This window comes from Paenibacillus hunanensis, from assembly GCF_034055775.1.
Classification (GTDB): Bacteria; Bacillota; Bacilli; order Paenibacillales; family Paenibacillaceae; genus Saccharibacillus; species Saccharibacillus hunanensis.
On record NZ_CP139194.1, the window covers coordinates 320,763 to 344,272 of the forward strand.

Sequence of the window (23,510 nt, forward strand, 5' to 3'; positions counted from 1 at the left end):
GGATGATATGACAATATTATCCGGTGTTTTGTGTAATTTAAATTAAATATTATAATATAATATATTGACATGTTATTTAGAGTGCATTATGATATTGCCATAAATGAAAGCGCTTTACATGAGGAGGGATGTTATGAACGAACAGGAGGAAGCGATTGTCCCCTTTTCAGTGGAACAACTCATATCCAGTGTTGCCAGCAAGCTAGAAGATCGACCCAAGCTGGCGCATATGTTCGGCAATTGTATTCGCAATACGTTAACAACGACACTCCGACCTCAGCAGGACGGTACGGTATTCGTCATTACCGGCGATATTCCGGCAATGTGGCTGCGTGATTCGGCAGCACAGGTTAGACCTTATCTGCTGCTTGCGAATGAAGACGAAGGGCTTGGCGATCTGGTGAGCGGTGTGGTGAAGCGGCAGATTCGTTATATTTTGCAAGACCCGTATGCGAATGCCTTCAACGAAAGTGCAGATGGTAGTGGGCATCAGGATGATAAGACGGAGATGACGCCTTGGATCTGGGAGCGTAAGTATGAGATCGACTCGCTCTGTTACCCGCTCCAGCTCGCCTATCTGCTCTGGCAGAAGACAGGACGTACCGATCATTTTGACGAAGAATTCCGTCAGGCATGTCGGACGATTCTGGAAGTATGGCGCACCGAGCAGAATCATGATGAGCATTCCACGTATCGGTTTGAACGGTTTGACTGTCCAGCTTCGGATACGCTCCCTAATGACGGGAAAGGTAATCCGGTTGCAGTTACCGGCATGACCTGGTCGGGCTTCCGCCCAAGTGATGATGCATGCGAATATGGCTATCTGGTGCCAGCGAATATGTTTGCGGTTGTGGTGCTGGGCTATATGCAGCAGATTGCGACTGAAGTATACAGCGATCAGGAACTGACCGAATCAGCGGCTACCCTACAGGAGGAGATTCGGGCAGGAATCGAGAAGTATGGCATCGTTAATCATCCGAAGTTCGGCCCGATGTATGCCTACGAAACCGATGGGTACAGCAACTATAATCTGATGGATGATGCGAACGTACCGAGCCTGCTTTCCCTGCCTTATCTGGGCTATTGCAAGCCGGACGATGAATATTATCTGAACACAAGGCGCTTTATCCTGAGCAAGCATAACCCATATTACTATAGTGGCTCTGCGGCGCAAGGCATTGGCAGCCCGCATACGCCGCCAAAATACATCTGGCATATCTCACTGGCAATGCAGGCGCTCACATCACTCGATTCGGAAGAGCAGGAACGGCTGCTCACGCTACTGGAGAACACCGACGCAGACACTGGATTTTTGCATGAAGGCTTCCACGCCGATAACCCGGCAGAATATACTCGGGAGTGGTTTTCCTGGGCGAATTCATTATTTAGCGAGCTGATCTTGACCCATTGTGGCTATGATGTGCCGAGCAGCAGGCTGAAGTAAGAATAGGATTCCCCTAACAAGGGATTCGGAAATGTAGGAAGCGAGACTTACTGGATTACCATTTACACAAAGGGGCGATCAGTATGAAAAAGCAAAGCTACAAATGGGCAGCAGGTATGCTACTCAGTCTATCCGTATTCACCGCAGCCTGTTCTTCCGGCGGCACAGCGACAACAGGCTCTGCCGATGGTGGTTCAGCTTCTAGCGGCAGCAAGGTGGTCAAGGTAGCCTACGGCAAATGGAACGACACCGATGTATGGGGCAAATGGCTGGCCGACGTGAAAACTGAATTTGAAAAGGAAAATCCGGGCGTAACCGTAGAGCTACAGCCGATCCAGGGTGCACAATATGCAACCAAAATTCCGCTATTGATGTCCGATCCAAAGACAGCACCTGAAGTACTGGCAGAGGATTCCTTCATGATCAATGCCGATAGTGCTGCTGGTTATCTGGAGCCACTGGCAGTCGATCAATGGAGTGACTGGAGCAAGTTCAATGACGGCATCAAGGCAGCTGTCAAAGGTAAAGACGACAAGAGCTATGGCGTACCGTTCTCCACTGACGTTCGCGGTCTCTACTACAATAAAGAGCTGTTCAAAAAAGCAGGTCTGCCTGTACCTTGGCAACCGAAAAACTGGCAGGATATCCTGACAGCCGCTCAAACGTTAAAAGACAAACAGCCGGATATCATCCCATTCTGGATGAACTCCAGCAAAGCCGGTCAGGAAGCAACAACGATGCAGACCTTTGAAATGCTGCTGTACGGAACACAAAACACACTGTTTGAAAACAACAAATGGGTGACTCAAAGTCCTGGCGTACTCAGCTCCCTGCAATTCATCAACGATATCTATAGCAAGGGTCTAGGTCCACAGCTATCTCAGGTAATGACTGCACAGGCTGGACAGGTGCTTGAAACAGACCTGATGCCGAATCAAAAGGTCGGTATCGTGCTGAATGGTAGCTGGTTGCCATCCACATGGGCATCTACTGGTAGCAAGCCATGGCCAGAAGCGCTCAATGTGTATGATTTCGTGAAAATGCCAACACAAAACGGTCAGGACCCAGGCTACACTTCGATGTCTGGCGGTTGGACACTGGCTGTAGGCGCGAAGGCGCAGCAGAAGGATCTGGGCTGGAAATTCATCCAGATGGCAGTGAATGAGAAGTACAACAAAGAATACGCAATGCTGGATAGCGCACTGACTCCACGTACTGACGTAGCCAAGGATTCGGAATATCTGAGTCAGCCAGGCACACTGTATGCAAAAGCAGCCGATTTCATTAAATATACTCACGTTCGTCCAAGTAACTCTGACTATCCAGTTGTATCCACAGCAATTCAGCAAATGGTCGAAACGGTTGTTACAGGTGGTGCAAGTCCACAGGATGCGATGAATCAATTCGCACAAAGTGTGCAGCGAAGCCTCGGTGCTGACAAAGTAGCACCAGCAGCTAACTAACGACAAAGTCATAGTAAGGTAGCCGATTCAGACAGGTAGCCGGTCGCCGGGAATACAGGGCAGCCCGGCTGCCTGACTGTTTACGTATAGAGCGTACAGGAACGATAGAGAAACCGTGATGGGGCTTAGCAAGCTAGCATGAAGGTGCTGGTGAAATGATCCAGATCGCGTGATGGAGGAGGAGACTGAAGATGGAGGCTGTACAAGCGCGCACTACTGCGAGCAAGCGTCGGAATAATGCTGAACAGTGGCGAGCATTAGTATTTTTGTCGCCAAGCTTTGTTTTGCTGCTGGCGTTCTTTTTCGTACCGACCATTCTGACGTTTTATTTTGCTTTTACGAATATGGCATTAACCGGTGCTGCGGCAGCGGATACGCAATTTGTAGGCTTTGAGAACTTTAAAAATATGTTTCAGGATGCCAGCTTCCGTACGTCGGTCTGGAATACGATCATTTTCCTGATCTTTTCCGCCGTGATCGGACAGCAGGTGATGGGCTTTATTATTGCGGTATTGATGAACGGACGCAGTCGCGTCTTCCGCAGTGTGATCGGCTCGATCGTTATCGCGGGCTGGGTGGCACCGGAAGTGGTGTGTGCGTTTGTATGGTTTGCCTTTTTGAATGACACGGGTACGGTGAACACCTTTCTCCAATCGGCGAATATTACGCCGATCGCCTGGCTGTATACGTTCCCGATGGTATCGGTCATTATCGCCAATATCTGGCACGGTACCGCCTTCTCGATGATGGTGTTCCAGGCAGCGCTTGGCGACGTGCCTCGTGAGGTGGAGGAATCCGCGATGATCGACGGCGCGAACGCATGGCAACGCCTGACACGAATTACGCTGCCGATGATCGTCAGCTCGGTAACGACCAATATGGTACTCGTAACGCTGCAAACACTCGGTTCCTTTACACTGATCTACGCTCTAACTGGCGGTGGCCCGGGTCTTGCGACAGAGACGCTTCCGATCTATATGTATCACCAGGCTTTCGTGAATTATCAGTTGGGCTATGGAACAGCGATCTCGCTAATGCTGCTGTTGATCGGTATTATTGCCAGCCTTATCTATATGCGCATGCTAAAAGTGAAGCTGTAAAAGGAGGAAGAACAGATGAGCACTGTACATGATGTCCCTCGCACTCGAACACGCAAGCGGAAGCTGAATCGGTTCGCGGTTGCGCGCGTTTTGCCTTATATCATTTTGACCTTTATTGGTGTGCTGTTTTTGCTTCCACTGTTATGGCTAATTTTTGCATCTTTCGATAAGGACGCAACACTGGCACTCAAGTTTCCCGTTCACTTTACACTCGATAACTATCGGGATACGGTAACGAATCAGGAGAATCAGCTGTCCTTTGCAAACGGTCTGATTCTGGCGCTGGGGCAAGCACTGCTCGTCGTCATTGTGGCGGGTCTGGCGTCGTATCCGCTGTCCCGTTACCAGATGCGTTACAAACGCCCGTTTATGTATGTTATTTTGTTCGCGACTGGCTTGCCGCTGACAGCGGTGATGGTGCCGGTGTATCAATTCTTTCTGTATTTCGGTATGCAGGATTCCCTCTTTTTCACGATTTTGTTCCTGACTGCATCGGCATTGCCGTATTCGATCTGGATGATGAAAAACTTTATGGATTCGGTACCGATTGAGCTGGAGGAAGCGGCATGGGTCGATGGTGCATCGATCTGGACGACGCTGCGCCTTGTCATCGTACCGCTGATGCTGCCCGGTATCTTCACCGTCGGAATCTTCGCCTTTTCCGGTAGCTGGGGCAACTTCCTCGTTCCGTTCATCCTGCTACAAAGCGCTAACAAGCTGCCAGCCGCGGTAACGATCTATCAGTATTTTGGACAAAATGGCATGGTGCAATATGGCATGCTCGCATCGTTCTCGGTGCTGTATACAATCCCGGCAGTGGCGCTGTATATTATCGGTCAACGCTACATGTCGCAGGGCTTTAGTTTTGGTGGTGCAAGTAAAGGTTAAGTGCGCGCAGTGAAATAGTAAGCCGACGCTTACACCTGAAGCGTATACCCATCCATCTATTATGCTCGATAGAAATAGCAGAAATCGATAGCAAGAAGTCGAACATGGAAATAATTGGTTATACAATGGATCAGCCTGTAGTGCAATGCACTGCGGGCTTTTTCATGTTTGCTTGCATAAAATTTACGAAAATCGCTTGGTACAACCGCGCTCATATTGTATGATATAGGTTGTTCCGAGGCGTATGGAAGCATTTTTCTTATACCAGCGCACACGGGAACTATCCTATGATGAATAAAGGTGAACATAGATCATGAAACCAATCGATTTGAAATATATGATGCCTGCCGAATGGGAAGCACACGAAAGAACAATTCTTGCCTGGCCAGTGATCGGTTCGATGTCGTATCCAGACGATTATGCAGATGTATGCAAGGGCTATCAGGAGCTGATCAGCGCGATTGCTGAATTTGAGCCAGTAACGCTTGTTGTGAACCCAGATGATCTGGAAAAAGTACAGGGACTGTTTGCCGGACAAGCGGTTGAATTCCTGCCACTGGAGCATGACGATGCATGGATGCGCGATAATGGGCCTACCATTGTAATGAATGAGCAGGGCGAGCGCGCTGGTATTAACTGGGGCTTCAATGCATGGGGCGGTAAGTACAAGAACTGGGATCTGGATAACGCTGTGGCACCAGAGGTGCTCAAGCATCTGGGCTTGCGTCAATTCGATGCACCGCTCGTACTGGAAGGCGGCTCGATTCATGTGGATGGCGAAGGTACACTGCTGACGACAGAAGAGTGTCTGCTGAACGTGAACCGTAACCCGGAGCTCAGCCGTGAGCAGATTGAGCAGTATGTAAAAGACTATACAAATGTAGAGCAGATCATCTGGCTCAAACGTGGTCTGTCCGGCGACGAAACAGATGGTCACGTCGACAATGTGGCATGCTTTGCTGCACCAGGTAAAGTTATTCTACAGGTATGCCATGATTCTGCCGATGATAACTATGAGATCACACAGGAGAATCTGCGTATTCTGGCAGACGCAACCGATGCTAAGGGGCGCAAGCTGGAAGTGATCGAGATCGAGCAGCCACCGCTGGTGATGCATGAGGATCAACGTCTGACGTTGAGCTATCTGAATTTCTACTTTGTGAATGGCGGCATTATTTTACCGGTATTCGGCGGCACGGCTGAAGAGACGGATCGCAAAGCGATTGACGTACTGCAACAAACGTTCCCGGATCGTCGTATCCGTACGATCAATGGCATGGCGATTATCCGTGAGGGTGGTAACGTACATTGCACGACCCAGCAGATTCCTGCGGGCAAGTAAGTATTGATCTGGGCATTCACTTTATGATTGTCCTGACATAGTAGCTGTCTGTATTCATTAGATATCGATTGCTAGCTAATGGCATACAATAGCTGTAGTTCGGTATCTATTTATCGGGTATGTATAATGTTTGTGAAACTTTATTTATCATTCGAAGCGAGCAGGTCGTGCATAGATAAAATGCCACGACCTGCGCTCGCGTTCATATAGGAAGGATGACTACACCACATGAGAAACGTAAAAGTAGCAGCAACTCAAATGAGCTGCTCCTGGGATATTGAAGATAACATCCGTAAAGCAGATAAGCTCGTACGCGAAGCTGCGGCACAGGGTGCACAGATTATTTTGCTGCAAGAGCTGTTCGAAACGCCATATTTCTGCCAGAAGGAAAAAGCGGAATATTATCAGTACGCAACCGAGCTGGAGGAAAACAAAGCAATCAACCATTTCCGTGAGGTAGCGAAGGAGCTTCAGGTTGTATTGCCGATCAGCTTCTATGAGAAGAAAAACTATGCTCGCTACAACTCGCTTGCTGTGATCGATGCAGATGGCGAAGTGCTGGGCAAATACCGCAAGAGTCATATTCCGGACGGCCCGGGTTATGAAGAGAAGTTCTATTTTAACCCGGGTGATACGGGCTTCCAGGTGTGGAACACACGTTATGCGAAGATCGGCGTCGGCATCTGCTGGGATCAATGGTATCCAGAAGCGGCACGCTGCATGGCACTGATGGGCGCTGAGCTGCTGTTCTACCCGACAGCGATCGGTTCCGAGCCGCAGGATGCAGGTATTGATTCCAAGGATCATTGGCAAGCGTGCATGCTCGGTCATGCTGGTGCGAACCTGATTCCCGTCATCGCTTCCAACCGTATCGGTAAAGAAGAGGACGAGGATTCCCTAATCAACTTCTACGGTTCTTCCTTTATCGCTGGCCCACAGGGCAACAAAGTACAGGAAGCCGACCGCAGCAGCGAAGGCGTACTGGTGGCTGAATTCGATCTGGATCAGCTCGAAACACAGCGTCTGGAATGGGGCATCTTCCGTGATCGCCGCCCGGATCTGTATGGCATGATCGCGACTTATGATGGCGAGCGTCGTTTCAAGTAAAGTGTCGCTGTTGAGTTTGTAAGGCGGTTGCGTATGTAGGATGCAGAAAATGAGTATACTCATGCTGTGTATTTTTTGCTCTGTGTAGACATAAGTTCTTTATACTGAAGCTTAGATACAAGGTACTGATGAATTAGAGGCACGAATGAATGAAAGGCTCATTCTTCTATAACGGAGAATGAGCCTTTTTTTGGTAGAGGCTATTTTATGAGGAAATGCGTTATCATTTAGTTTATGTAACAGATTGGGGCCTATAAATAAAGCAGGCATCAAGGAAATAGTAGACTATCTCTAGTTTTATAACTGCAATTTTTTGATTTATATACAAAATTAGTCACCTAGCAACCGATATAAATTATAAGGAATATTTCAATTATTTATGTGATTTGAGGTGAATATTCTATGCTTAATGGCTTTTTCACCGCTTCAGATAGGGTAACTGAATTTGGATGGATAATAAAAAACCTGATACATAACGGAAAAATGGTAGGGCAGATATGGATAGAAGGACTGAGTCAAACAGATCCCATCACAAGATATCTTTCGTGGATCATCATACTCACGGTACTGCTGATAGTAGCTTTACTCATCTTGCGACTGCTGGTCTGGCTAATCTATGCTACTTTTCCAAGATTGTACGAAAGAATCGATTTATTAAAGTTAGATTATAGATATCGCAATAAGAAGTGGGAATTACCGGTCATATGGACGGCGGTTCTTTGTTTGTATAATCGAGGCATAATTGGTATACAGTCCCCACTTCAAAATAGTGGAGAACGTGCAGTGGATCTTACTTTTTCAAGAATTCAGTATGATCCTAATCTATTGAACAGCGATGAACAATATCTCATTCATTGGCTATTCAATAAGTCGGGTGGTTCTACATTTGCTGCGCGTTCAATTGCTGGACCAGATTTATCTAATGCAAGCCATAGGTCAAGATTATTTTACTACCGCGCACGTCTGGATATGTTATATTCGCGATTATGTACTTGGAGTGTACTTGTTAGCAAAAGATACAGGCTGCGTAGTCAGAAGCGATATGAAATTCAACGTAAAATCAGTTTTATGATCGGGATTATTTTGGCAATGCTCATGCCTTTACTTTTATTCATTGATCATGATCCCAGCGGAAGCATTATTTTTCCTTCGCTTGATCAGATTGTTTTTATCGTTCTTCTCGCTTCATTGTTCATGCTCATCATCTCTACAGCTAGTTTCTTCTTATTTTTAGGGTATGTCGGTTCAATTCGACAAAAGACATTGAGATCAACTGTAATAAAACGGATACCTGCTTTGATTGTTGTTGTGTATGTGGCTCTACTACTACTATTACGACAAGATCAGATTGGATTGTTCGATTCATCAACAATGGTGATTATGGGAGTAACATTCATATTTCTGATATCCAGTTATGTGTTTCCTATCGCTATTATCAAGGTACCTTTAGCTGGCTTTAGACACCGATTATCTCATGGAGCTTACCGAAAAGTTAAGCATCCTGACAGATTAGAGCGACTGCTACAGGCAAGTATGGTATTGGAATGTGGAAATGATTTTTTGAAAACTCATCCACAGCTTAAAGCGTTTGCTAGTCAATACCCGGAGTATGCTATGTTGCTTTATGCTGAGAGAGTGATAGCTGCCAAGCATACCGTGTTTCAATCTCAAATTGAGTTTGGAAAGTATGATACTGAACATCCATATGAAAACTATGATAAGCAGTATTCAGGGGGATTTAAATACTCCAGTAATGATTCGTACGTTAGCAATTCCTATAATTCTTATTCCAACAGTGACTCGGATAATTCTTGTCTTAGCGATAACCCGGGTAGTCATCATATGGACTTATCAAGTCATGGTTCAGATTCTAATGATTCTGGCAATAGTAGTGATTCTAATTCAAATTGAAGGGTGGACATTCATGAAAAAGTGCTTATTCATGCACATATTCTGTATCATAGCTATCTTTTCGATATGCTTGCTGTTCATACCGAGCGCATCAGCTAATGCTTTGGCTGGAGACATAATAAAAAATTGGGGATTGTTAACTAAAATTTCTGCGCTGATTATCGTTTTGTTTGTCATTGTGATTGTGCCTCTCATTGTATGGCGTAGAATTGTTGTGCCTTTTCGTTATCGTCAATCTCCGGAGCATTACATGAAGATGGATTTGCTCAGGTTACAAGCTGTCTATTTCGATAACAATTGGAGTTCGATATCTATTTTGGCAGGGATATTATCGTTGTACAATCGTGTAATCGTAGGTATTGGATTTAAAAAATTATCTAAAAGACAAGGTAGGTCTTCTCTCACGTTCTCACTATTGCAAAATGCTGCTCAACCGCTGCGTAAAGATGAACAGTATTTTATCCAATGGTTATTCAAGCAAGATCACGATCGTGCTTTTACTATGCGTTCAATTGCTCTACCTGATCTGGATGAGGATGATAGCTTGCCTCAACGGAAATTATATCAAGAGCGTTTAAATCATTTGTATCCTCAGATTCATCATTGGATCAATGAGTCGAAGAAAAAGCATGGCGATATAGCTTATACATCAAGGAAGAAGTTACCTGCCATCATTGGATACGTGTTGGCAACCTGTTTATTTGCAGCTCTGTATATGTCTATGGGATTAATGATACTGTGGGCGTATATTCCCTTCCTGTGTTTATGGTTAGGATTGTGGATGGGCATTGCGATCTTATTCATTGTAGGACGCACAGTGAAATTTATAAGTGAATGTATATTCGGTGAAACGCCTTTCTTAGATAAAATCCCACAATGGTTTCTTGGGGATGATTTTTTTGAAAATGTAAAAAAGGCATTGGCTATTTCCTTTATTTTAAATATCTTTTTTCTTTTCTCTGATAACTTATTATTTCAATTCATGGTGCCGTTGATAGATGGTTCGTTGAATGAATCATGGGCGATAGTTGCATGGGCTATATTAGCCTGTGTTTTTACTGCATGCTTGTTTCCCACTCATTATCTTGAATTTCCGGTAAAACAATTAAAGCGACGACTTGCACAGGGTAAATATGAGCATGTTGAGGATCCAGAGTTGCTGGAGTGGTTATTGCAGGCAAGTATCGTACTCAATTGCGGAGATGACTTTTTGAAAAAACATCCGCAGATTGAAGAAGTAACAGATCGTTACCCGGAATACGTAATGCTATCCAATGCAAAGCAAATTGTGGAGGAAATGTATATGGTATGGAGGTCTATATTTGAATACGAACAGGAATGGGCTCGTATACAAGAAGAGCGTAGGCTTGAGATTCAACGCGCTTATAAGAGTAACGATTAACTGTAACTATACCAGTTGATATAGCTTGGCTGTATTAAGGCTATATCAACTAGACTAAGCTTATTCACGCTTGATTGAATAAAGTGTGCATTTCAATTTCTCAACAACTCAATCAAGAGGTGAACACGAATGCAGCAAAGATGCATACTAATTTATACACTTTTAGTGATTATTATGCTGACTGTGTCGTTACAATATATTCCGGTAGCAACAGCAACCAGTCATATATCCAATCGTTCATTTACAATTGATCGCGTCGATATTCAGGCGCAGCTTCTAGCGGATGGAGATATGGAGGTAGAAGAATTATACACATATACATTTGATGGTACATATCATGAAACAATTCGTACGATTGGTAAGGAAGGATATGAGGGGGTTGAGTTTTTTCAGGCTTATTCGGTCGATGATGCATATGACATGAATGAATGGGATCATACACAGCTTCATCAGCTCTTAGCGTTGAAAGTACACAAGACCACCTCGGATGATCTGTTCAAATATGCTGCGACGCTCTCAGCAAAAAATGAAACTAAAAAAGTACTGTATCATTATCGTTTACGTGGCGTGATGAAAAGCAGTAACAGTATAGGGTATTGGAATTGGAAGTTTTTTGATTATCGCAATCCCAGTACAATTGGCGATGTGCATATTCGGATGGAATTGCCGGAAGCTCTTGCTGATAGTGAAGAACTACAAGTTCATGCTGATACCTATTTTCCGGATACAGGAAGCCTGAACGTACAGAATCATAGAGTGATAATCTATGATTACCCCATGCTATTCGCAGGAGAGCCTTTGGACATGCGAATATCGTTTCCTTTAGCTGAACAACAGTTGGAGAATCATAATATGAGCAAGCTGGACAATGCAGCGCCGTACTTTTCGCTCAATCATGACGCATGGACATATGTGGGTAAATGGAACAGTTTGACGAAATGGTCAGCTATCATTATCGCTTTGTTGTTAGCTGTTATTATGCCAGTGTTCTTATGGTTCATTGTTATTATTCCTACGTACTATCGAATATTGATACACCGATATATGCGAATGGATATGCTTGAACTTAAAGCGATCTATTCTCGTGGTGAATGGGATTCATGGTCTATTTTGGCAGGTGCATTGTCGTTGTATAGACGTGGGATTATAGATGCGGATTTTAAGAAAGCCACTATATTTGATCGTACACCTGTATTAACTTTTTCAAAGCGACACCATATGTCTGAGCGATTGCGTACAGACGACAAGTATTTGATGGATTGGTTATTTACTCAAGGTGGAGGAAATATGTTTGCGATAAACTCCATTTTTATGATCGCCATCTCTAAATCTGCTTCAAAATACCAACAAAATCAGAGTCGGCAGCGTTTGAATAAAATACATTCTGAGTTACCTCAATGGGGAGCACTGGTGAGCAAAGAGCTTAAATTACCAGATCCATCCGTATATGAACTAATCAGATTAGTGAGGGTATTAGTTGGATATGGATTAGCCACTATTTTATTTGCTAAATGTCTGAATATAGATGATCTGGATATTGTTTATTTTCGGAGCCCTATAAAGTATTGGCTTACAAGGGATTTTGACCCAACAGGTGATTTTTTGGGGCGCTGGTTTGATCCATTTTTTTATCTTGGCATTGGTTCATTTATAGGGCTTTGGATTGTGATTGGTTTGGCTTTTTTAATGTACGGTGTCTATGCCGTTATCATTGCACTAACGAATCGTTCAGTCGATGGAGAGCCTCGTTTTCTAGAAAGGGTACTTTTCTGGTTTATCGATAAAGACGGGACTCATATATTAAAAAAAGGAATTGCAATCTCATTTCTATTAAATGTACTCTGGCTTTGTGCATTTAATCCTCCTAATGCACAGTTATGGATGATCAGTTGCGCTATAGTTTTATGCGTTGCTGTATGTTTTTATCCATTACCAATGCACAGGCAAGAAATCCCGATTCAGCAATTGAGATACCGTCTGATGAATGGGAAGTATAGTCATGTTATGGATGCAGCCTTATTGGAATGGTTGTTTCAGGCAAGCTTAGTATTACAATGCGCTGATGAATTTTTGGGATCCCATCCTCAGATTAAAGCTATAGCAGAGCAACATCCAGAACATGAATTATTATCTAAAGCACATCGGATTGTATATGCAGTAAATACGGTATGGGGATCAATCATAGAGTTTGAGAATAGAGAACGAGAGATAAAAGAAAGAAAGGAACGTAGTAGGTTACAACGCGAACAAGCGCGTGCCCGTAATGACTATTACAGTAGCTCAAGCAGCAGTGACTCCACTAGCTATAGCGCCGATTCTTCTAGTTCCAGTTTGAGTGATTCCAGTGATTCTGGTGGGGGTGGTGGATCTAGCTCGGATTAAGCTGTAGGTTAGCTTTTGTAATCCATGGTGGTATAGCAATAGACAGAGTATAAATATAGTTACCGAAAAGCCCTTGCCCTGGCAGAATAGCTAGCGCGGAGGCTTTTTCCTATTTTTAGCAAGTTAACTTTCTCTCACCACATACTATCTATAATTATTTATTGCATTCCCTTTATTCTTACAACCCCATAACGGTTAATGGGTAGTTAGAAATACACCATAACTGCTCATATGCCGATCATCGAGATCTATGAATCACTTATCCATAAACATCGGTTCGATAAGTAGTGATGTCTTCATCTACAAATGTGATCTATTCACTCTATGATTTATTAACTGTAATTTAACTGAGAATAACTTTAAATCACCTTCCATCAACCAATCTCACCATACCGAAAGGAGAACCATCATGCTCAAACAAACCGTCACACTACCAGACGGAACGTTACTACCTGCGATCGGACAAGGCACGTGGAATATGGGTGACGATGCTTCGCGTCGTACCGAGGAGATTGCCGCGCTGCAAGCAGGCATTGATGCTGGGATGACGCTAATCGATACCGCGGAAATGTATGGCGAAGGACGCTCGGAGGAACTTATTGGCGAAGCGATTCGCGGACGAAGAGACGAAGTGTTTCTCGTTTCCAAAGTATATCCGCATCATGCAGGTGGGAAGAAGCTGGTACAGAGCTGTGAGCAAAGTCTGAAGCGACTGGGCACCGATCATCTCGATCTGTATTTGCTGCACTGGCGCGGACGGATTCCACTACAGGATACGGTAGAAGGGATGCAGCGTCTTATCGAAGATGGGAAAATACGTCGCTGGGGCGTATCCAATCTGGATGTAGACGATATGAACGAGCTGATGCGTATCGAAGGCGCGGAGCAGTGTGCGGTCAATCAGGTGCTGTATCATCTTGGTTCACGCGGTATTGAATATGATCTATTGCCCTGGCAGCAGGAGCATCGTATGCCTGTGATGGCGTACTCCCCACTGGCACAGGCTGGCTCGCTACGCCGTGAGCTGATTCAGCATCCGATTGTACAGCAGATTGCGGATGAGCAGGATGCGGAGCCTTTTCAAATTATGCTGTCCTGGTGCATTCGTAGTGGCTCCGTGATGGCGATCCCAAAAGCCTCCACTGTCGAGCATGCGAGAAGCAACGCGGAGTCGGCGAACATTAAGCTGAGCGAGCAACAGCTACGGCAGCTAGATGAAGCATTTCCAGCACCACAGCATAAGGTGCCGCTAGACATGATATAACAGCAATATAACGTACATGAAGCCTATATCTGCTTAGGCTAGCATCCCTTCATAATATAGCAGCTATTCATCCTAGAATCGTACGATAGAAAGGTGGAGACAGCGTGCAGCATCATTACTTATTCATTAGCAGCTGGACAGTAGGCACTTCAAGGGACAGGCTATGGGAAATGGCAGATCATATTGAAGAGATCGATTGCTGGAATAATGTCGTTTTTGAAAAGGTACAGCAAGGGCATGGCTCAGATGGAATTGGCGATGTGTTTCGCTGCACCTTTAAAACGAAAATGCTGTTTCACCTGTCGATCTACCTGAAGGTTACCGACAAGCGTAAGCCAGACCAATTTACGCTAGAGGTGGAAGGGCCACTGGCTGGAACTGGCACCTGCTATATGAAGGAATCGCCAGATGGCAAGCAAACAGAGCTGCGCTGTGAATGGAAGGTACGACTGCATCATCGGGGGCTACGAATGATGAATCCGGTGATGCGTCCGGTCTATACGTGGAGTCACGATAAAGTGATGGATGAGGGTGTACAGGGCGTCGCCGCCAGTCTGAATGCTGACGTCAGTGCACCACACCATGAAACGATTGTATATCGCTAAGCCGCATCAGAGTATCGATCATGCACAGGATGGAGGATCTGAGATGGGGAAGTACCAGTTTACACATAGTTGGCGACTGCAAACAACGGCTCAGGCGGTCTGGGAGCGTATTAGTGATTTTGAAGCGATTGAGGATTGGGAAGGGGTCACCTTTCAAAAGGTCTATCATCATGGACATCCGCACGGTGTAGGCGACCATTATCGGATGCATATTCGGACGCGGTTCGGCTACCGTCTGGCGTTTCAATTTAGCATTGTGGAGAAGCAGGAATGTGCACTGATTCGTCTGGAAGCGACGGGTGATCTGCATGGTTATGGCATTTTCCGATTGGAGCAATGTGGTGATTGCACCGTGCTGCACTACTACTGGGAGGTACAGACGACCAAGCCGTGGATGAAATGGTGTGAACCCTGGTTGCGCCCCTTTTTCATATGGAATCATAATCAGGTAATCTACCGCGGTATTCAGGGGCTCACGCAGCATTTGAAGCTACAGTTACCCTAAAGATACACGCCGCATAGTATGATGATGAGATAAGCACTACGTATAAATAAAGCTCGTTAGAATGGAGATACCTGCAAAGCCATTGTTTATTTTCGGCGGCTACGGGTAATCTGTAAATAAGACAACATCAACAACAACGTAATTCCATATCACTTACACATCAGAGGAGGATGAACAACATGACAGGAAGAAAAGCGTTATGGACGACAATTGGACTGGGTGCTGTATATTTGATGCGTAACAAAAATGCACGTGATAAAGTAATGACTCAGGTGCGTAATATCTCCAGCTCGTTGCGTCAGCGTAAAAGTGAAGCGCCAGGTACAACTACCGGCACAACGATGAATTCAACGCTGCGTTAATTCAAGTACCTATCCTGCGAGCCGGTTGTAAAATGTCTGTTTGAGTCCGCTATGGAACAACAACAGACCGCAACATCCGGCAAGCGTCAAACACCGGACTGCAATTCAGGCAGTCCGGTGTTTTTTATGAGCAGCGAAGGGTAGAAAAGGGTAATATTTTAGAGGTAGAAACGATACATATGTATATTTTGCGGTAATCTGAGTGATGCCGTATTCGGCGCTTGATTTAAAGGGTAATTGGCAGTATATCAGCGTGAGTACAGCATGATACTACAGCGTATACATCATCTGATGTAAACAGTATGGAATATCGTAGAGAAGCTAGAAACGATTCGTTTTATACACATACAGGGCAAGTGGGTTTTCATTGGAGGGGAGTAACATGATTAACCAATCAGGGCATGACCGCATGCTATATGAACATATTTATCGGGCTGCCTCTGTCGGGATTGCAATCATTGAGCCGAAGGAGGGGACATGGCTTAGTGTCAATCCGGCACTGTGCCTGCTATTCGGCTACGAGGAAGAAGAATTGAAGCGATATGGTGATGCTGGGCTGCAATCAGAGCAGCAGGGGACGGCATCCTTGAGCGATATGACGATTGCCGAGCAGGTATTGCATACACCGGGCGAGCATTATTGTATGCAGCGGGATTTTTATCATCATAATGGACAGTCGATACGGACAGGGATCGAGATTACAGTCATTCGGAATGAGCGTGCAGAGGTGCTCTACTGTATTGCTCAATTTCAGCAGCTTGAGCCGCTACATCGACATGCCAATACGAATATATCCGAGGCGGATCGGGAGATCTACCATCTAATTACCGAAAATGCCAAGGATCTAGTGTCCTACAGTAACTCGGAGGGCATTTTGCAATATGTATCCGATTCATTTTATACAGTGCTGGGCTACAAGCCAGAAGAGATGGTCGGTCAGACACGGATGCTGTATTACCATCCAGATGATGCCAGAGATATGATGAATAGCGGACAGGCGTATCTGGATCAGGGTACGATTACACGCCGTCTGAAGCATAAGCAAGGGCATTATCTATGGTTCGAGATTTCATTTCAAGTGGTGCGTGATGAGCAAGGGCGTATTAGTAAGGTGCTCGGAATTGGTCGCAATGCCAACGAGCGGATTAAGTATGAGGCAAGCCTGCGCGAGGTACAGCGTATCGCTCGGATTGGCTCATGGGATTGGGATATTCCATCAGGTACGATTTGCTCCAGTAAGGAAGCACAGGAGCTGTTTCCATATTTATTTCAAGAGTCGGAGGTGCCCGTGCAATCTGTTGCGGCGCTCATTTATCCAGCCGATATGGATGGTCTGATGGCTGCGATTCGGTTATCGTTTGGCGAGCAGCGAACCGGTATGCATATTTTCCGTATCGCTTTGCCCAATGAAGAAATGCGTTATCTGCAATCACACTGGCAGGTTGTTGCTGATCATGATGGTAAGCCACTCCAGGTGATTGGTATGACGCAGGATATCACCTCTCGTATTGAAATGGAAGAACGTCTCAAGGAAAGTGAACGTCAGTATCGCCTCATCTCGGAGCAGTCGCTGGACTTTATCAGCCGGCTGTCCGTTGAGCATGCGGTCTATCTCTATTGCTCTCCAGCTTGCCATACGATACTGGGTTATCAACCTGAGGAGCTGACAGGAACGTCAATCATGGACTATGTGCATCCAGATGATCTGGACGCGATTCGGCATTATATGACGATGTATACGACAGATGAGCAGCCTAAGCCGGTCAGCTATCGCCATCGTCATCGTTCCGGCGGATATGTATGGCTGGAGGCTTCAGGACGCTTTATCGGTAGCGGCGATAGTGGAGCCGAGCAGCTTCTATCGATCGCACGTGATATTCAGGAGCGTCGCCAATCCGCACAGCTGATTCAGGAAAGCGAGCAGCGATATCGCTCACTATTTGACTACAATCCTTCAGGTGTATTTTCATTTGATACACAGGGACGTTATACGACGATCAATGCCGAGATGGAAAAGCTATTTGGGCGTAAAGAGGATGAGATGATTGGGCGCTCCTTTGAGTGCTTTATTGCACCGGAAAATGTGTATGATACGGTGGAGCATTTTGAGCGTGCGCTACAGGGAGAGCCGCAATCTTACGAGTCACGTATCGTAGTGAAAAATGGTGATATCTGCGACGTGAGCGTCGTCAATCTGCCGATTGTCGTCGATGAACAAATCGTAGGTGTGTACGGTATCGCCACCGATATTACCGAAATGAAGCGGCATCTGGAGCAGATCGAGAAGCTCAGTAATGAATACACACTCATCCTCAACTCCGTCTCTGAAGGCATATTCGGTCTGGATAATGAAGGGCGTACTACATTTATCAATCCAGCGGCAACGCGGATGCTCGGCTTTAGCACATTGGAGCTTGCTGGACAGCCGCTACTGGAAATGTTCCAGCTTACGCATGCAGACGGTAGCGCCTATTTGCCACAGGATCATCCGATTGATCGGGCGCTACGCGAAGGAACCTCGTATGAAGAGCAGGAGGCGGTCTTTTTACGTAAGGATGGCTCCAGCTTTATGGTATCGTACCGCATCACTCCGATCTGGGATCGTGGCAAGCGCAAGGGCGCGGTGGTGGTCTTTAACGATATTACAAATGAGAAGCAGATTATTCGTGCGAAGGAGCTTGCTGAGCGCGCAGATCGCGCCAAGTCGGAGTTCCTGGCCATTATGAGTCATGAGATACGAACGCCGATGAATGGCATTATCGGCATGACAGGATTACTTGCAGATACAGAGCTGGATGAGGAGCAGCGTAGCTATATCGAGATCATTCGGGATAGCAGCGATGCGCTCTTGCATATTTTGAATGAGATTCTGGACTTTAGCCGCATCGAAGCGGGTAAAATGTTGCTGGAGCATACCCCGATTAAGCTATTGCCACTGCTGGATGGTGTGCTCGATCTGTTCACCTCGCGGGCAGCGGAAAAGGGCATCGAGCTTACCTGTCATACCGATGAGCATATCCCAAAAGCGATTATTGGCGATGCTTCGCGTCTGCGTCAGGTGCTGGTGAATCTAATCAGTAATGCGATCAAGTTCACCGATAATGGCAGCGTGAATGTAACGGTGCGTCAGGCGGAGCGTCGAACGAATGAATGCGTGCTGGAGTTCGAGGTGAGCGATACGGGGATCGGGATTTCCAGTGATAAGCAAAGCCTGCTGTTCCAGTCGTTCTCCCAGCTGCATCCTTCGATTAACCGTAAATATGGCGGAACCGGACTGGGCCTTGCCATTTGCAAAAAGCTGATTGAGCTGATGGGTGGCACGATCAATGTGGAAAGTGAAGAAGGCAGAGGAGCGACCTTCCGTTTCCTGTTACCTGTGCATTATCTGCCAGATGAATATAAGACAGATAAAGGGAGGCCAGAGTCCAATAAGCAGGAGCCTCCAGCAGAAGGGTTGATCGATGGCAAATATGGGCCAATGCGCATTATGATCGCTGAGGATCATCCGGTGAATCAGAAGCTACTACGCGAAATGCTGCGCAAGATGGGTTACCGCACCGATATCGCGCATAACGGTCAGGAAGCTGTTACGATGGCAACCGCTCATCCCTATGAGCTGATCTTCATGGATATCCAGATGCCTGAAATGGATGGGATTGAAGCGACACGCGAGATTAGAGAGCGTCTGCCAGAGCATGAGCAACCGATTATTGTAGCGACGACTGCATTCGCTCGTAGCTCAGATCGTGAGATGTGTCTGGATGCGGGCATGCAGGATTTCATTAGCAAGCCGCTTCGTTTGCAGGAGGTTGAGCGAATTTTGAAAGAGTGTGCGTTCTATCTTCATCCACTCGATTAAAAGGAGGAGCATCATGACACGCAAACTATTGATTACAGGAGCAAGTGGCGTTATTGGGAGCGTATTGCTGGATGGCTTGAAGGAGCATTACGACGTGATCGGCACAGATGTAGAGGGAGATGCATCCAGAGGCATCGTTCCACTTGATGTGACGAATGAGCAGCAATTACAGCAGCATATGGAGGGCGTGGATACCGTCCTTCATATCGCCTGGAAAAAGGACGAAGACGACTTTCTCGGTGTTGCTCTGCCTGTTAATGTGGGCGGCGCGTATCAGATCTATGAAGCCGCTCGTAAGCACGGTGTGCGCCGTGTCATCTTCGCTAGCTCCAATCATGCGACAGGCTTTTATCAGGTGGGCGAGGAGATTGATGTGAATGATCCGTATCGACCGGATAGCATCTATGGATTGAGCAAATGCTATATTGAGCTGCTCGGTCGCTGGTATGCTGATCGCTACGGTCTGTCCTCATTTAATGTGCGTATTGGCAATTTTCCGGGCGATGATCGTCCACATTCCGAGCGCTCGATGCATATCTGGATTTCGGAACGGGATATGATCCAGCTTATGCGCTGCTGTATCGAAGCGGATGATGATCGCAAATATATGAATCTGTATGGAACCTCTGCCAATACCGATAATTATTACGATATCGGCTATCTGGAGCAGGAAATTGGCTATAAGCCGCAGGATAACGCAGCCGATGTGCTCGCCTCAGCGAAAGGTCAACTGCCGCTCAAGCAGGATGAAACGATCTATCAGGGTGGTCAGCAGCCGTAACAGTAATATATATCAGGTATAAACAAAAAGCCTATTCCCTTCGCATGTGTAGCGAAGGGAATAGGCTTTTTAGTAGTGAAGCATGAATCGTTATCGTATATACATGTTCTAACTCAGTAGCATGCCATACATCAGCCTACAAGCCTGAGAATACAAGCTAAAAACAAGCCATGACGCGCAGTCGCTTATACTCTGAAACGAGATACCGAGTCGTTCAACTCTTCAGCGAGCTGGGCAAGAGAATGCGAAGACGCAGCTGTTTCTTCCGCAGAAGCTGCCGATTCCTCACTGGCAGCCGCGATATTTTCAACAGACAGCATGACTTGATTCGCTTGTGCAGATTCTTCTTCACAGGCAGCCGCAATATCGTTCACCTTGAGCGCGGAGTCATTAACCATACGCAGGATATTTTGGAATGCTTCGCTCGTCTGATTCGACTGTGCAGTGCTCTGCTGAACTGATCTTACGCTATCTTGTGTATTACGCTGCATCGTTTTAATAATGCTGGCGATCTGCTTGGTCGCATCCATACTGCGCTCAGCAAGCTTACGTACTTCATCTGCAACCACGGCAAAACCTTTACCCTGTTCGCCTGCACGTGCCGCTTCAATTGCGGCATTAAGTGCCAGTAGATTCGTCTGGTCGGCAATATCATCGATCACATTCGTAATTTCACCAATGCGCATCGAATCCTCTTCCAAGCGTCGAATCGATTCGTTTACAGCCTGCATACTGATCATAGATTCATTAATGATGCCACTTCCTTGCTGCGCGACATCCATCGTGTGGTTCGACAATTCGGCAGCATCGCTTGCACTCGTAGCTACAGCCTCGATCGCAGTCGAAAGCTCACGGAATAGTTCATTAATCGTTGTGGCAGATTGGGCCTGATTAGTGCTTGCATTGGCAATTTCTTCGGTCGTCGCAGAGATTTCCTGAGAAGACGCAGCGACACTTTGCGCAGACATTGTAATTTGGGCAATCAGATTACGCAGGTTTTCTGCCATAATATTTACAGAATTAGAAAGCTGTCCGACTTCGTCTTTACGATCAATATCGGATTTACCGCTAAGGTCTCCATCGGCAAAATGAGCAATGAGAGTAGATAGTTTTTTGAGTGGAGTGGCAATACTTCGTGTGATCACATAGGCAAGCAGCAAACTAAGTAAAATAGCGGCAGCAATTACGATGATGGTGACGAGGCGAGTCGATTGATAGGATTGGTTGGATTGGTCATTAGCTTGCTTGGCGAGTGTATTATTGACTGCGATCAGCTTATCGATCTGATCGGATGCCAGATCACCTACTGGTTTAAGCTCGGTATCTTTAAACGTGATAAATGCTGTCCGACCCTGTTCACCAGGAACTTGAGCGAGTTGGACGGCTTGATCAAATACGGTTAAGTATTTAGCGTATGTTTGATTAAACAGAGCTAGCTCCTGCTGTTCCTGTGGAGAAGTAGCAAGTGCATTATAGACAGCCAGACTTTTGTCGATACTTTCTTTTAACGATTCGATCTTATCCAGATAAGATTTCTGAACAGTCTGATCGGTATTCATATTCACATCGCGTAGATTCACACGCAGACGCTGATAATAAATCTGTATTTCAGAAAGCGCTCGTACAGAGACAAGGTTGTTGGAATATACTGTATTCGTCTGCTGGCTACTATTATATAGATTTTGCAGACTGTATACACCAAAAGCGAGAAACGTCAAAATAAGTACGAAAAACGCGGAAATAATTTTGGTTGCAGTGTTTAAGTCACGGAACCATTTCATAAGTTCATCCCCCAGTTTTAACCATGTTATATAATATATGTCGTATATTTTTTAGAAAAAATTATAGTCAGATGGATAAAATGGTAATTTTTTATATTCTATATTTGTAGAATACACAGGTTTGCCCTATTTTTACAAGCATGAATAACAGGCTTGTTCAAGATGGAGCGTGTTTCGTAACGTGGTATAGCGGGGATAAAGGAATAGATATATGATCCAGCGATCGATCATTATTTCACTCAGAAAAATAACGTCGATCCGAAAAAAAATTTCCATATTGTCTATGATTTTGATTCCAGAAGGAGTGAAACCGATGCATAACATCGTCGAAAACGAAAATGGATTGGCTGTACAGGTGGATGGAGAGCAAAAGGCAGAGATCGGCTTCGGCCCTTATGACGATCAATCGATTATTATCGATCATACTTTTGTAGCTGAAGAACTGCGCGGACAAAAAGTAGGCGAAGAGCTGGTCAAGCGCGTCGTAGATATTGCACGCGAGCAAGGCAAAACGATCGTACCTGCCTGCTCTTATGCGCTGGCACAGTTCAAACGCCATGAGGAATATCACGATATCTGGCGCAAAGAGTCCTAAGTGATCCTGCATCCGCAAAAAGTTCAAACTGTTGTCACCAAAAGCGTGGTTCGTGTCCAATATTTAAAATATAATGTACATTGAGGATGTACCATATCCTGAGTCTGAATCGCAAGGATGGGAGAATACCTATGGGCAAAGGCACACAAACTGGCAATCTCAAGCCGACAACAAATAAAAACTTTGCGGGGCTGATCATTACCGTATCGATTATTGCCAATGTGATTATTCTGCTGCTGTTTTTCGCACCTGGAATTGGTTACAAGGGTACGCTCGATTTCGATATTACGATTCTGCCACGTATGAACGCGATCTTTAACAGCTTTACGTTCATTTTCCTGGTGGCGGCATTGATCGCGATCCTTAAAAAGAACATCAAGCTGCATCGCGGATTTATTCTGGCGGCGTTCTCGACTACATTATTATTTCTAGTTACGTATCTGTCGTTCCATTATCTATCTCCAGAAACGGCACGTTATGGCGGCGTAGGCATTATTCGTCCGATCTACTTCTTTATTCTGATCACGCATAGCTTCCTAGCTGCGGTTGTCGTTCCACTGGCGCTGTTCGCGCTCGTATGGGGCTGGACGATGCAGATCACCAAGCACAAAAAGATCGTTCGCTGGACGATGCCGATCTGGTTATATGTTAGCTTCACCGGCGTTATCGTCTATCTGATGATGGCACCATACTATTGATAGCTAGCGCGAAGTAAGGAT

General features: G+C 45.7%; 18 protein-coding genes. 17 read left to right on the forward strand and 1 reads right to left on the reverse strand.

Features of this window, described 5'->3' with window-relative positions:
* The first annotated feature begins 133 nt into the window (after positions 1-133).
* From SK066_RS01300 to SK066_RS01370, 15 genes are all read left to right on the forward strand, one after another.
* Entirely contained in the window at positions 134-1,444 is a 1,311-nt protein-coding gene (locus SK066_RS01300; RefSeq protein ID WP_320543333.1) for a glycoside hydrolase family 125 protein, read from the forward strand.
* Positions 1,445-1,527: 83 nt separating this feature from the next.
* On the forward strand, positions 1,528-2,907 hold the full coding sequence (locus SK066_RS01305) for an extracellular solute-binding protein (protein WP_320543334.1): 1,380 nt from the start codon (positions 1,528-1,530) through the stop codon (positions 2,905-2,907).
* A 191-nt stretch (positions 2,908-3,098) separates the two neighbouring features.
* Entirely contained in the window at positions 3,099-4,007 is a 909-nt protein-coding gene (locus SK066_RS01310) for a carbohydrate ABC transporter permease (protein WP_188774465.1), read from the forward strand.
* Positions 4,008-4,022: 15 nt separating this feature from the next.
* Positions 4,023-4,895 (forward strand): carbohydrate ABC transporter permease, encoded by an 873-nt coding sequence (locus SK066_RS01315; RefSeq protein WP_188774464.1) that lies wholly within the window; start codon positions 4,023-4,025, stop codon positions 4,893-4,895.
* A 313-nt stretch (positions 4,896-5,208) separates the two neighbouring features.
* Positions 5,209-6,237, forward strand: a complete 1,029-nt coding sequence (locus tag SK066_RS01320; RefSeq protein WP_320543335.1) for an agmatine deiminase family protein — start codon at positions 5,209-5,211, stop codon at positions 6,235-6,237.
* 228 nt (positions 6,238-6,465) lie between these two features.
* Positions 6,466-7,344, forward strand: a complete 879-nt coding sequence (gene aguB, locus SK066_RS01325; RefSeq protein WP_188774462.1) for an N-carbamoylputrescine amidase — start codon at positions 6,466-6,468, stop codon at positions 7,342-7,344.
* A 402-nt stretch (positions 7,345-7,746) separates the two neighbouring features.
* A complete protein-coding gene (locus tag SK066_RS01330) occupies positions 7,747-9,255 on the forward strand; it encodes a DUF2207 domain-containing protein (RefSeq protein ID WP_320543336.1) in 1,509 nt (502 codons plus the stop codon).
* 13 nt (positions 9,256-9,268) lie between these two features.
* Positions 9,269-10,657, forward strand: a complete 1,389-nt coding sequence (locus SK066_RS01335) for a DUF2207 domain-containing protein (RefSeq protein WP_320543337.1) — start codon at positions 9,269-9,271, stop codon at positions 10,655-10,657.
* A 129-nt stretch (positions 10,658-10,786) separates the two neighbouring features.
* The gene (locus tag SK066_RS01340; RefSeq protein ID WP_320543338.1) at positions 10,787-13,039 is read left to right on the forward strand and encodes a DUF2207 domain-containing protein; all 2,253 of its coding nucleotides are present in this window, start codon (positions 10,787-10,789) and stop codon (positions 13,037-13,039) included.
* A 409-nt stretch (positions 13,040-13,448) separates the two neighbouring features.
* Positions 13,449-14,303: an aldo/keto reductase gene (locus tag SK066_RS01345; RefSeq protein ID WP_320543339.1), complete on the forward strand. Its 855-nt coding sequence runs from the start codon at positions 13,449-13,451 to the stop codon at positions 14,301-14,303.
* Positions 14,304-14,407: 104 nt separating this feature from the next.
* Complete coding sequence (locus SK066_RS01350) at positions 14,408-14,908, forward strand: SRPBCC family protein (RefSeq protein WP_320543340.1); 501 nt, start codon at positions 14,408-14,410, stop codon at positions 14,906-14,908.
* 43 nt (positions 14,909-14,951) lie between these two features.
* On the forward strand, positions 14,952-15,413 hold the full coding sequence (locus SK066_RS01355) for an SRPBCC family protein (protein WP_320543341.1): 462 nt from the start codon (positions 14,952-14,954) through the stop codon (positions 15,411-15,413).
* A 179-nt stretch (positions 15,414-15,592) separates the two neighbouring features.
* Entirely contained in the window at positions 15,593-15,775 is a 183-nt protein-coding gene (locus SK066_RS01360) for a hypothetical protein (RefSeq protein WP_188774458.1), read from the forward strand.
* Between the two features lie 382 nt (positions 15,776-16,157).
* On the forward strand, positions 16,158-19,634 hold the full coding sequence (locus tag SK066_RS01365) for a PAS domain S-box protein (protein ID WP_320543342.1): 3,477 nt from the start codon (positions 16,158-16,160) through the stop codon (positions 19,632-19,634).
* 13 nt (positions 19,635-19,647) lie between these two features.
* Complete coding sequence (locus tag SK066_RS01370; RefSeq protein ID WP_320543343.1) at positions 19,648-20,415, forward strand: NAD-dependent epimerase/dehydratase family protein; 768 nt, start codon at positions 19,648-19,650, stop codon at positions 20,413-20,415.
* A gap of 185 nt (positions 20,416-20,600) precedes the next feature.
* On the opposite strand, the gene SK066_RS01375 is transcribed toward SK066_RS01370, so the two are convergent.
* Positions 20,601-22,196 carry a methyl-accepting chemotaxis protein gene (locus SK066_RS01375; protein ID WP_320543344.1) on the reverse strand — a complete coding sequence of 532 codons (1,596 nt, stop codon included), beginning with the start codon at positions 22,194-22,196 and terminating at the stop codon, positions 20,601-20,603.
* Positions 22,197-22,509: 313 nt separating this feature from the next.
* Here SK066_RS01375 and SK066_RS01380 point away from each other — a divergent pair, with 313 nt between their 5' ends.
* Positions 22,510-22,791: a GNAT family N-acetyltransferase gene (locus SK066_RS01380; protein ID WP_188774455.1), complete on the forward strand. Its 282-nt coding sequence runs from the start codon at positions 22,510-22,512 to the stop codon at positions 22,789-22,791.
* 131 nt (positions 22,792-22,922) lie between these two features.
* Positions 22,923-23,489, forward strand: a complete 567-nt coding sequence (locus SK066_RS01385) for a DUF420 domain-containing protein (protein WP_188774454.1) — start codon at positions 22,923-22,925, stop codon at positions 23,487-23,489.
* Positions 23,490-23,510: the final 21 nt, after the last annotated feature.